This window comes from Microbacterium sp. NPDC028030 (assembly GCF_040637855.1).
In the GTDB taxonomy this organism is placed as follows: domain Bacteria; phylum Actinomycetota; class Actinomycetes; order Actinomycetales; family Microbacteriaceae; genus Microbacterium.
Window position 1 is genome coordinate 139,371 of sequence record NZ_JBEZXF010000004.1, and the last position, 10,949, is coordinate 150,319.

The window sequence follows — 10,949 nt, forward strand, 5'->3', positions numbered from 1 at the left end:
GACTCCGCTGATGGCTCCGACACTCCACGGCTTGATGCCGATCCTGGCCACTCCGTTCGACGAGTCGGGCCGCCTCGACCGCGAGAGCCTGCGCCGACTGGTCGAGTTCCAGCTCGCATCCGGCGTCGACGGCGTCGCGGTCTTCGGCATGGCCAGCGAGGGCTTCGCCCTGACGACGGAGGAGCGTCGCGTGATCCTCCACGACGTCGTCGGCGTGGTCGACGGCCGGGTCCCCGTGATCGCGGGCGTCAACGGCACGTCGACGGCCACCTCGATCGAGCAGTCGCTCCTCGCCGAAGAGGGCGGCGCCGATGCGCTGATGGTCCTCCCGCCGTTCATGGTGAAGCCACCCGCCGGGACCCTCGTCGACTTCTACGGCGAGGTGGCCGCCGCGACCTCGCTCTCGGTGATGGTCCAGGACGCCCCTGGCGTCACGGGCGTCGCGATGGCCCCCGGCCTCATCGCCGAGCTCGCCCGCCTCGACGGCGTCGACTCGGTCAAGGTCGAGGCGCCCCCGACTGCACCCAAGGTCGGCGCCGTGGTCTCGGCGATCGACGATCCGGACTTCGCGGTCCTCGGCGGGCAGAACGCCCAGTTCTGCCTCGAGGAGTACGCCAGGGGCGCCGTCGGCACGATGCCCGCGTGCGAGTTCCCCGATCTGCTCGGACCTGTGCTCGCGCTGTTCCTGGACGGGCGGGTCGACGAGGCCAGGGCGGAGTTCCGTCGTATGCTCCCTCTCGTGCTGATCGGTCTGCAGGGCGGCATCGCATGGGCGGTGCACAAGGAGGTCCTCGTCGCGCGCGGCGTCATCGACCACGCGACCGTCCGGTACCCGGCCTCGCGCCTCGACGCCGGCAGCCGTGCGTCCGTCAAGCTCGTGATCGACGAGCTGTCACTCCCGCCGATCCCCGCAACGGTGCGCGTGTGACCCGCCGCGGCGTGCTGCTGATCGGCGGCAGCTCCGATATCGGCCTCGCGATAGCCCGCGCCTTCGTCGACGGCGGAGACACCGTGGTGGGTGTCGGACTCGAAGACCCGGGCGATCCCGTCTTCGCGAACTACCTCATCGGCGACTGCAGCCGACCGGAGACCGCCGACCGCGTCGTCGCGGATGCCGCAGGCGCGCTCGGCCGGCTCGACGTCGTCGTGCTCGCGGCAGGGCGCATGCCGATCGCCCGTGCCGATGCGACGAGCGACGACGACTGGCGCGGGGCCGTGGGCGCGACGCTCGACTCGGCGTTCTTCGTGGCACGGGCGGCCCTGCCCCTGCTCTCTCGAGGGTCCTCGATCGTCGCCGTCACCTCGGTCAACTCGTCACTCGCCGCACCCGCCCTGCCCGCCTACGCCGCGGCCAAGGCCGGCGTGGACGGCCTCATCCGCCAGCTCGCGCTCGACTACGGCCCGCAGGGCATCCGCGTCAACGCCGTGCAGCCGGGGAGCATCTCCGCCGCCGACACGGGCGAGAGCGAGGGCTACCCGCTCGGACGGATCGGCCGACCGGAGGAGGTGGCATCCGTCGTCGCGTTCCTGGCATCCGATGCCGCATCGTTCGTGACCGGCACCTCGATCCCCGTCGACGGCGGACTGTCGATCTCCTCCCCCGCTGCGTGGCTGAAACCGACCCTTCGGGATCGCTGGCTCTGATCCGCCGACTCCCACGAAGAAGGCCGCGTCCCCAACCGGGACGCGGCCTTCTTCTTGTGTTCGCCGTTCAGGCGTTGGAATCGAGCAGCCCCTGAACTTCCTTCTTCAGCGCGTTGAGCCCGGACTGCGCGTCGACCTGACCGGCGAGGATCGTCGCGACCCCGGCGCCGATGGCGGCGTCGATCTGCGCCGTCACGGCCACACGATCCCATGCGGCGCCACGAGCGTGCTCCGACACCTCGGTGCGGAACGCGGCCTGGAAGGTGTCGGCCGCCAGTGCGGGGATCTTGTCGGCGACGGTCTTGGCGGCGGGAGCGACCGCCGAGTTCTCGTACAGAGCCGTCGCCGCTTCGACGTTCGTGGCCGCGTAGAGGATGAAGTCGCGACTCGTGAGCTCACCCTCGCCCGCTGTCGCGAACACGCCGCTGCCCCAGGCGCGGTTGAAGGAGTCCTTCCCGCCGGCGGTCGGGCGCGAGATCGCCCCGATGTTGTCGATGATGTTCTGGGCCGCACCGTTGGTCTTGACGAAGGTCGAGGCGAGCGGAGCGTCGTCGTACAGGGCGGTACGGCCGCTGGCGAACAGGATGCGGGCGTCGCTGCGTGCCACGTTCGTCTGGGTCAGGCCGGCGTCCTGCAACGACTTGTACCAGGTGACCGCTTCGACACTCTCCGCGTCGCCGAGGGTGCACTTCAGGTCGTCAGTGACCACATCGCTGCCGAAGCCCCACATCCACGGCACGGCGTCCTTCAGGTCAGGATTCTTCGTGACCGCGGCGTACGGGATGAGCGAGGAGTCCTGCTTCTTGATCTTCTCGAGTGCGGTGGCGAACTGCTCCACGGTCATGCCCGACTCGATGCCGACGCTCTTCGCGATCTCCCCGTTGGTGATGATGCCGATGCCGGCGGCCGTCAGCGGGAGGACGAGCAGCTTGCCGTCCATCGTGTACGAGTCGAGCACGCCCTGCGGGATGCCGAGGCCCTTCGCGAGGTCGCTGAGGTCGGCGAGCACGTTCATCGGCGTGAGCACCTGCCATCCGCCCGACTGCCCGACGCCCATGAGGTTGCCCGAGCGGCCGGTCAGGGCGAGCTGGGTGGCGGCCTGATCGTACGGGTAGATGACCGGGGCGACGGTGACGCCCTCCTTCTTCGAGAATCCGTCGAGGATTCCCTGCCACGCCGACTTGAGAGCCTCCTCGCCGAGCGAGTTGCCGTAGAAGTTGATGGTCTCGGCCTTCGTGCCCGCGGCCGCGGTGGCGCCTCCGGCACCGGCGCCGGGTGCGGCGGGCGTCGCGCAACCGGCGAGCGCGAGGGCGCCGAACGCGGCGAGCACGGTGCCGCCTCCGAGGAAGGCTCGGCGGCTCAGCTGTGAGTTCGAGATGGTCATGGAGACTGCTCCTTCGAGGTGTGGGGGGTAGAGCTGTTCAGGACGCGCATGGCTACCCCTTGACGGCACCGGCGGCGAGGCCGGAGACGAAGTAGCGCTGCAGGAGGATGAAGATGAGGACGAGCGGGAGCGAGGTGATGAGCGACGCGGCCATGAGTGCGGGCCAGTCGGCCGTCCCCTCGCGGATGAAGGCCTGGGTCAGTCCCGCAGGGAGCGTCTGCTTGTCCGGGCCCGCGAGCGTGAGGGCGAACAGGAGATCGCTCCATCCGCGCATGAAGGCGAACATCCCGGCGGTGATGAGCCCGGGGACCACGAGGGGGAACACGATGCGGAACATGGTGCCGGTCCTCGAGAGCCCGTCGACCTTCGCGGCCTCGATGATGTCGTCGGGAAGGGCGTCGATGATGCCCTTCAGCAGGAACACGGCGAGGGGCAGTGTGAACGTGGTGAACGAGATGATCAGCGCCGTGTAGGTGTACAGCAGTCCGGCCGAACTCAGCATGAGGTACAGCGAGATGAGCAGCAGGGCGCCGGGGATCAGCTGACCGATGAGGAACATGAACATCACGGCGTTGCGGCCCCGGTACCGGAACTTCGACAGGGAGTACGCCATCAGGCCGCCGACCAGGACCGCGAGCAGAGCGGTCCCCGTGGAGACGATGATGCTGTTCATCAGGTTCTTCAGAAGCAGATCGTTCTGGAAGAACCCGACGAAGTTCTCGATCGTCGGATCGACCGGGAAGAACGGGCGGTCCAGCGAGAAGACGTCCTCCTTCTTCGTGAACGCGGTGGCCGTGAGCCAGTACACCGGCAGAAGACCGAACAGAGCCAGCAGCAGGAGCAGGACCCGCCCCGGAATGGACAGGTGGGGGCGGATGATCGACTCCCCCACATCGCGACTACGGCGCATCACTTCTCCAGCCGTCGGTTGAGGAACAGGTACCCGGTCGTGATGATCGCGAGCAGGACGAGCCAGAGCGTGCCCATGGCCGAGGCCTTGCCGAGCTCGTAACTGCCGAAGGCGAGGTCGTAGAGGCTGACGGCGAGCGTCGTGGTGGAGTTGCCCGGCCCGCCGCCGGTCATCACGAAGATCGTGTCGAAGTTGCCGAAGTTGTAGATGAACTCGAGCACGGCGACGAGCGTGACGGGGCCGGCGATGTGCGGCAGCGAGATGTGGCGGAACCGCTGCGCACGCGTCGCACCGTCGATCGTGGCGGCCTCGATCTGCTCGCTCGGCAGGGTCTGGAGCACCGCGAGGGCGACGACCATGATCCACGGGAAGGAGTGCCAGGTCTTGGCGATGACGACGGCGGCCATCGCGCCGGTCGGCGTGCCCAGCATGCTCACCTCCGGCATCCCGAAGACCGAGAGCACGTGGTTGACCACGCCGTAGCTGTCGTTGAAGATCCACGCCCAGAGGAAGGAGACGACCACACCGGGGAGCAGCCATGGCAGCATGAGGGCGCCGCGGAGGATGTTGCGTCCGCGCATGCGGGCGTTCAGCAGCAGCGCGAGCGCCACACCGAGCACGAGAGGGAAGACCGTGGAGAGCGACGCGAACACGAGGGTCGTGCCCAACCGGGCGAAGAACTCCTCCCAGACGGCCGCGTAGTTGTCGAGACCGACGAACGTGCGCTCAGGGCGCAGGAGCGATTGGTCGAAGAGACTCGTGAAGATGCTCGACACGAGGGGGAAGATCGCGATCACGAGGAACAGGAGGACCGCGGGAAGTGCGATCATGAAACCGAAGGTGCGATCCTTCGCGCCCAGCGTGGAACGTCGCCCGGAACGTGGCTCGACGGCCTTGTGCTCACTCTCCGTCGGCCGCTCGAGTATGGCTTGTTGCATTGCAGTCACTTTCCCGTAGAGACGACCCCGTAGGGCCCTGCGCGTCGTCGTCACAGTCGTCGACGTCGACGTGCGGCAAGTCAACCACAATGCGGATGAGAAATCCACAAAATGCATAAGACACCCACATTTGTGTTGCTCGAAGCCATTTCTCTCCGTAGGATGACTGGCAGCGGCGGAAGGCCGCCGGCGTCGCAGGTGCGATGCATGTGAGGAGGAGGAGTCACGATGGCATCGGAATCGGTGGGCGGCACCCAGACCGTCGAACGGGCGATGTCGTTGCTCGCCTGCTTCACGGAGGAGTCCGGCGAGCTGCGGGTCTCGGAGCTCTGCACGCTCACCGGCCTCGGACAGTCCACGGTCTCTCGCATGATGTCGGCCCTCGACCGCATGAAGTTCGTGGTGCAGGACAATCGCACCGGGCTCTACCGCCTCGGCCCCGCGGCCGTGTCCCTCGGCACGATCGCCCTCAACGGCTCCCCGACCTTCCGCGCCTCTCGGCAGATCGCGCAGAACCTCGCGCGCCGGATCGAGATCGGCGTGAACGTCGCCGAACTCAGCGGCTTCACCTTCATGTACCTGTGCAACTTCGAGGGCGCCCTCGCGCCGAAGTCGTTCGACATGGCAGGCCGCACGGGCCCCTTGCACGCGACCGGCCTGGGCAAGGCCCTTCTCTCCGGTATGACCGATGCGCAGGTGGACGAGTACTTCGCGCAGACACCCCAGCGCTTCACCCCGCACACCATCGTCGACCGTGAGGCCATGCAGACCGCCCTCGACGAGACCCGCAGCCGCGGCTACGCCACCGAGATCGAAGAGCTCGCCTTCGGCCGCGCCTGCATCGCTGCGCCGATCCGCAACCGTGCGGGCGAGATCGTGGCGGGCATCTCGGCGAGCGGCCCTCTGTCCGTGCTGGACCTGCACGCACCGCACCAGGAGCTCGCCCTGCAGCTGATCGAAGCCGCCGACGAGATCTCGGTCGCCCTCGGCTACAGCCCTTCGCGCACCGCATCGGCGTTCGCGGCGCTCTGAGCTCTGCCGCTGCGCGCGGCTCCCGTTCCCCGACCGCGGCGCCCCGCCGTCGGCCGCTCGACCATCCCTGTCTTCGGAGACCCCATGAGAATCACGCGCGTCCAGACCTTCCCGCTCTACCTCTCGAAGGAGGATGCGAACAACTCGTACGCGGGCGACACGGCCGTCGAGCACCGCGGCTACGTGATCCGCCCACCGTGGCGGAGCCTGTACTCCCCCGGCTACGAGACCCTGCTCGTGAAGATCGAGACCGATGAGGGGCTCGTGGGCTGGGGGGAGGCTCTGGCGCCCGTCGCTCCCGTCGTGGCCGCGGCGATCGTCGACAATCTGCTCACCCCGCTGATCGTCGGTGAGGACCCGCGCTCGGTGCGCACGCTCTGGCACCGCATGTCGGAGTCGATGCGGGAGCGCGGACACCTCACCGGGCACCAGGCCGACGCCATGGCCGCGGTCGACATCGCCCTCTGGGACCTCTGGGGCCATGCCACTGGCCTGTCGGTCTCGGAGCTCGCCGGCGGTCGCTTCCGCGAGGTCCTGCCGACGTATGTCTCCGGCATCCGCGGGGCAGACGACGTCGAGCGCGCCGAGAAGGCCGCAGAGCTCGTCGAGGGCGGCGTGCGGCGCATCAAGCTGCACCTCGGCATCGACATCCGCACCGATCTCGCGACCTATGACGCGATCCGCGCCGTGCATCCGGATCTCGAGGTCGCACTCGACGCGCATTGGACCTACCGACTCGGCGAAGCACGGGCTCTCGGCCGCGAGCTGGATGACCGGAGAGCGTGGTTCTTCGAGGCACCGCTGGCTCCGGAGGACGTCGAGGGTCACCGCGACCTCGCCGCCGCGCTCGCGACCCCGATCGCGGTGGGCGAGGCCATGCGCAGTCGCTTCGAGTTCACGGACTGGCTCAGTCGCCGCGCCGTCGGCCTGACGCAGCCCGACATCGGCCGCACGGGCATCACCGAGGGTCTCGCCATCTCCGCGGTCGCCGACGCGTTCCACGTGCAGGTCGCCCCGCACCACTCCGCCGCCTTCGGTATTGCGATGGCCGCCGGCGTGCACGTCGCCGCGACCGCCGCATCACTGCTCGCCTTCGAGTACCAGCCGTTCACGCTGCCCGTCGCCAACCGCCTCCTCACCACGCCGCTCGAGGTCCGCGCGGACGGCGGCTTCCTCGTGCCGACCGGCCCGGGGCTCGGCGTCACGGTCGATGAAGCGGCCATCGCGGAGTACGTGCGGCACTGACCCCGCGCCCCACCCTTTCGTCGTTCAGTCCCCGATGCGCACGAACTGCGCGGCGCTGACACGGTGGATGCTGGTGTTGCGGACTTCGAGCCGCACGGTGCCGACGGCGTCGGCGTCGTACCGGAACGAACCCAGTGAGCGCCACGCCGCGGCGCCCTGCGTCTGATCGACGATCACCTCGGAGCTGCCGTTCTTGTGCTCGACGACGTACGCCGCCGAGGTGGTCGTGGTCGAGTTCGTCGGATACCAGACCGAGACCCGATACATCCCGGCCTGCGGCAGGTCCACATTCCACGTCACGGTGCTGCCGACCGAGTCGGAGTCGCTGTAGCGCGTCCTGGTGCCGTTCCAGCCGGACAGTCCACTGGGGTACCAGTTGCCGGACTCCAGGTAGCCGGGCCACGGAGACTGCGTGTGCGCGATCACACCCTCGTCGGCCACGCGCACCAGCACGCCGCGACGCAGCGTCTGATCGAGCCGAGCCTCGAACCGCGTCGACGAGCCTGGCGCGACCCCCGAGCCGGCCGTGACGGTCCAGGTGTGCGTCAGATCCGATCTCGGCGGCACCGTGATGGTCGTGCTCTGCTGCCCGACACTCCACCCGGTGAGGCCGTACAGTGCGAGCGTGGCCTGCAGCGGGGTGACGCCGGTGTTGATGACGAGTGCTGTCAGCTTCGCGACGGCGCCGGGGCCGCTGACGATCTCGACGTCGGACGTGAGCGACACCAGCCGACGGCGGTCGATCACCTCGATCGTCGCCGGACGCAGGGTCACGGGATCCTCTCCCGGCATCGACAGCTTCGCGGCGACCTCGACCTCGCCGAGGGGCGCCGCCGCGGCGATGACGACCGCTGCCTCGACTCTGGCCGTGTCATGCGCCGGCACCGTGATCGCCGGCACGGCGCCCTCGAGCTGCCAGCCGGTGGGCAGGGTCATCGCGATGTCGCCGGTGATCGGGTCATCCGTCGCGTTGCGCACCTCGATGATCAGCGGGACGCGATCGCTCGCGGTTCCGGTCGCCTGAGCGACGACGTCTCCGGTCACGCCGGGGTTCTCCCCGCTGATCCGCGACGGCAGTCGCAGAGTGACCTCCGAGGTCGTCGTCCCCCCGGTGGTGATCGTGTACCGGAACTGCTTCGTGAGGTCGTCGACGGGGATCGTCCACTCGTACGGATACGCCTTCTGCGGCGCCTGCTTCAGCGCACCTCCGCCGATGCGGTACGACAGGGTGGCCTGCTGCTCGGTGTCGATCTGCACGTAGGCGTCGTACCCGTCGCCGTCCGGCCGCACGAGCAGCATCCCCCGCGCGACGCCGTACTCGGTGGCGGTGTCGGTGTCGATCTCGTGGAAGCTGTCGCGCCCATGGTCGACGATGTCGTCGTCCGGGAGCTCCGGCCTCTGCACCGAGACGTTCCGCACCACCAGGGCGACAAGCCCTCTGGCCGGGACGGTGACCGTGATCCGGCCGTTGACGGACGCCGTGGTGGATCGCGAGCCGTTCGCCGCCACGACCTCCACCGCGGCCGAGGAACTGCGGGGCAGGCCGGTCAGCTCGCTGGAGAGGTCGACGGTCACCTGCTGCGCGACTCCGGCCGAATTGGTGAGGCTGACGTACAGCGCGTCGTCGCCGATGCCGCCGATCCAGTTGACCAGCGGGTTGTCCAGGGAGATGAGCCTTTCGGGGAAGTAGGGCCAGACGCCGGAGTCGCCGAAGAACGTGCCGGGGGCGTGGCCGTAGGCGAAGAACTTGAAGTACGCGAAGTCCGCCTCGAACACATGGGGGAACTCGATGGCGCCGCCGCTGCGGTAGAAGCTCTCGCTGATCAGGTAGTCCATCGCGAGCCCGAGTTGGGCCGGCGCGTGATGGAAGTAGTACCCGGTGATGCCGACGGGGCCGTCGGTCGCGAAGTCGGGCTTCATGTGCGCGACCTGGAACTGGCGACCGTAATAGCCGGGGTACGTGGTGAACCGGCCGATCACCATGTTGTGGGCGATGTCGGCGAGCAGCCCGTCCCCCGTATGATGCGCGAGCCGCAGCAGCGCTCCTGCCCAGCACGGGTTGAACACGTACCCCCCGCCCGGGTTCGTCAGGGTGCTGACACCGAGCTTGAACGACGACAGCGCCTCGAAGGTGAGGCCGGAGGGCGAGACGTACCAGGCGGGGACCGTCTCGGTGGGGACGCTCGTGTTCGGGTACGACGGCAGCGAGGAGCGTGTCTCCCAGTCGTACTGCTGTGTGATGACGTGCCCGACGGGGACCGTGACCGTGCCACCGGGAACGGGGCGCACCGCCGTCTGCGTGATGAAGCGCTGGACCTCCCGGTAGGCGCCGTCGAGGAATTCGGCCTCCCCTGTCACCTCGAACATCTCCAGCAGGTCCACCCAGTAACGGGAGAAGCTGTAGGCGAACCCCCCGGGCGGCTGACCGTTGCTCCGGTACGGGGTGAGGATCTGCTCCTGCGCGTAGCGACGTGCGATCAGGGTCGCCTCGGTCAGATAGGCGGGATCCCCGGTGATGCGGTACGTGGCGAGGGCGTTGGAGAACGGCGCCCTGCTCTGTCCGACCACGCCCGCCTTGGTCGCCTGGACGGCGAGCCGCTGGATGCCGGCGTTGCGGCCGTGCGTGAGCTGGGAGAGCGAGGCGAGGTTCACCGCGTCGGTGGGTATCCGCCCGATGCGGTATTGCGTCGTGTCGTTGTAGACCGGGCTGCCGATCACCGGCGAGTGCCCGATGCCCTTCCGCGAGACCTGGTATTCGACGAGGGGCCGCGCTCGACGTTCGTACAACGTGCTGTCGGCGGTCCCGGTCAGGTAGTGCGCGGCGAGGACGACGCCGCTGGCCGCGGCGCGGACGGCATCCTCGTTCTCCACGTCGACGAACCCTTTGGCGCGGTTCCACCATCCGGAATGCGAGGGGATGTAGTCGACCGAGTCGTCGCCGTTCGGCTCGACAGCGATCAGCGCCGCCATCGCGTGCACGGCATCCGTCAGCGATCGGTCGTAGACATTCTGCCGATAGGCGGTCAGCCCGTACTCGTTCCGGCACAGGTGCGTGTACGTGCCGTAGAGGGTGTCCGCACGCGCGGCGAGCCCGAACGCGAAGCCGCGCTGCTCACCGACGGCCATGGCGGTGCGCAGGCCCGGCTGCGGGGAGTAGATGCTGGGCACGATGTCGAGGCTGTCGTTGCGCAGGCTCATGCCGTGGGGCTGCCTGTCCGACATCAACTGCCGCTCGTGCACGAACTCCGCCACCTCTGCGGGGAGATAGACCCCGGACGTGACGGCGACGCTGCCGACCGCGTACTGTGTGAGCGCCATCGGCGCGAAGAGCTCCCACGCCCCCAGCGGCGCCGATCCGTCGAGCACCGAGAGCGCGTGCTGATACGACCCGCACAGCACTTCATCCAGGTCGTCGAGCGACCTGGTGTCCTGGCTCTGATAACCGACGATGTAGTCGCCGGCGATCTTGGCCGTCAGCACGTGGTGGGCCTCGGGATTCGCTCCGTCGAGACGCCAGCGCACCACGAGGTCGAAGTCGTCCGTGCTCGTCGTCAGCTCGATCGCCTGCGGGCCGAGGAGTTGATACGACGTGAAGCCGAGCCAACTCGGGCTCAGCGGTCCGTAGAGCTCCGGCGCGCTGCCCGTGGGCAGTGTGCCCTCCAGCACGAGCCACTGCTCGTCGAAGCGATGCGCGGGGTCGGTGACGGGAATCCATCCGCCGGCGTGGGGGGGGGGGGGGGGGGGGCCCGGGGGGGCCCCCCCCCCCCCGCCCGGCGGGGCGAACACGAAGAACCGG

8 protein-coding genes are annotated in these 10,949 nt (G+C 68.8%); 4 read left to right on the top strand and 4 right to left on the bottom strand.

Features of this window, described 5'->3' with window-relative positions; all coding sequences use genetic code 11:
• The first annotated feature begins 10 nt into the window (after positions 1-10).
• Positions 11-928, top strand: coding sequence for a dihydrodipicolinate synthase family protein (locus AB0E56_RS18775; protein ID WP_359801519.1), 918 nt, complete (start codon positions 11-13; stop codon positions 926-928).
• The gene (locus AB0E56_RS18780; protein ID WP_359801520.1) at positions 925-1,644 is read left to right on the top strand and encodes an SDR family oxidoreductase; all 720 of its coding nucleotides are present in this window, start codon (positions 925-927) and stop codon (positions 1,642-1,644) included. The genes AB0E56_RS18775 and AB0E56_RS18780 overlap by 4 nt, the downstream gene beginning before the upstream one ends.
• 67 nt (positions 1,645-1,711) lie before the next feature.
• Here the strand turns inward: AB0E56_RS18780 and AB0E56_RS18785 are convergent, their stop codons facing one another.
• From AB0E56_RS18785 to AB0E56_RS18795, 3 genes are read right to left on the bottom strand one after another with little or no spacing between them, the layout of a single operon-like run.
• The gene (locus AB0E56_RS18785) at positions 1,712-3,028 is read right to left on the bottom strand and encodes a hypothetical protein (RefSeq protein ID WP_359801522.1); all 1,317 of its coding nucleotides are present in this window, start codon (positions 3,026-3,028) and stop codon (positions 1,712-1,714) included.
• Positions 3,029-3,080: 52 nt separating this feature from the next.
• A complete protein-coding gene (locus AB0E56_RS18790) occupies positions 3,081-3,938 on the bottom strand; it encodes a carbohydrate ABC transporter permease (RefSeq protein ID WP_183150474.1) in 858 nt (285 codons plus the stop codon).
• A complete protein-coding gene (locus AB0E56_RS18795) occupies positions 3,938-4,768 on the bottom strand; it encodes a sugar ABC transporter permease (protein WP_359801524.1) in 831 nt (276 codons plus the stop codon). The genes AB0E56_RS18790 and AB0E56_RS18795 overlap by 1 nt, the downstream gene beginning before the upstream one ends.
• Positions 4,769-5,104: 336 nt before the next feature.
• On the opposite strand from AB0E56_RS18795, the gene AB0E56_RS18800 reads away from it, so the two are divergent.
• Both AB0E56_RS18800 and AB0E56_RS18805 read left to right on the top strand, forming a co-directional pair.
• On the top strand, positions 5,105-5,908 hold the full coding sequence (locus tag AB0E56_RS18800; RefSeq protein WP_359801526.1) for an IclR family transcriptional regulator: 804 nt from the start codon (positions 5,105-5,107) through the stop codon (positions 5,906-5,908).
• Between the two features lie 84 nt (positions 5,909-5,992).
• Positions 5,993-7,153 carry a mandelate racemase/muconate lactonizing enzyme family protein gene (locus AB0E56_RS18805; protein WP_359801529.1) on the top strand — a complete coding sequence of 387 codons (1,161 nt, stop codon included), beginning with the start codon at positions 5,993-5,995 and terminating at the stop codon, positions 7,151-7,153.
• Positions 7,154-7,177: 24 nt separating this feature from the next.
• Here AB0E56_RS18805 and AB0E56_RS18810 read toward each other — a convergent pair whose 3' ends face one another.
• Positions 7,178-10,819 carry a hypothetical protein gene (locus AB0E56_RS18810; RefSeq protein ID WP_359801531.1) on the bottom strand — a complete coding sequence of 1,214 codons (3,642 nt, stop codon included), beginning with the start codon at positions 10,817-10,819 and terminating at the stop codon, positions 7,178-7,180.
• Positions 10,820-10,949: the final 130 nt, after the last annotated feature.

What these genes read in the sequence shown, in the direction of transcription:
- AB0E56_RS18775 (WP_359801519.1), top strand. Translation starts at nt 11, where the DNA reads ATGGCTCCGACACTCCACGGCTTGATGCCGATCCTGGCCACTCCGTTC.
- AB0E56_RS18800 (WP_359801526.1), top strand. Translation starts at nt 5,105, where the DNA reads ATGGCATCGGAATCGGTGGGCGGCACCCAGACCGTCGAACGGGCGATG.
- AB0E56_RS18795 (WP_359801524.1), bottom strand. Translation starts at nt 4,768, where the DNA reads ATGATCGCACTTCCCGCGGTCCTCCTGTTCCTCGTGATCGCGATCTTC.
- AB0E56_RS18805 (WP_359801529.1), top strand. Translation starts at nt 5,993, where the DNA reads ATGAGAATCACGCGCGTCCAGACCTTCCCGCTCTACCTCTCGAAGGAG.
- AB0E56_RS18790 (WP_183150474.1), bottom strand. Translation starts at nt 3,938, where the DNA reads ATGCGCCGTAGTCGCGATGTGGGGGAGTCGATCATCCGCCCCCACCTG.
- AB0E56_RS18785 (WP_359801522.1), bottom strand. Translation starts at nt 3,028, where the DNA reads ATGACCATCTCGAACTCACAGCTGAGCCGCCGAGCCTTCCTCGGAGGC.